The 342-nt window shown below is 59.1% G+C and carries 1 pseudogene; it reads right to left on the reverse strand.

Annotated elements, in window-relative coordinates:
* Positions 1–342 (reverse strand): annotated as a pseudogene (locus FZE95_RS19555) (SAM-dependent DNA methyltransferase); the annotation flags it as partial.

Consider the following 342-nt stretch of genomic DNA (forward strand, 5'->3'; position numbering starts at 1 on the left):
TTGGCTGGGGTGGCGGCCTTGATCTGGATTTCAAGTTCGGTTTTCTTCGCTTCCAGCTCGGCAAGCGTGCCAACGAAATCATCGAGCAGGAACTTGACCAGCTTGTGTTCCAGCGGGCTGTGCTTGCTGGCCTTGTCTTCCATGGCGGTAACGATGCTGGTGCGCCAGGCATCTATTACGCCTCGGCTGCCGCGCGCCATCAGGCCAAGGAAGTCATATTTACTCTGATACCAGAAGCCGGCAACGATGCCGCGCACCTGGAAGGGATCGAGCATGCCAATGCGCTCCAGCGTTTCGCTGAAGCTGGCCAGCAGTTCGCCGCGTAGATCAACCAGCGCGGCG

It is taken from the genome of Pseudomonas profundi (assembly GCF_008638305.1).
Taxonomy (GTDB): Bacteria; Pseudomonadota; Gammaproteobacteria; order Pseudomonadales; family Pseudomonadaceae; genus Halopseudomonas; species Halopseudomonas profundi.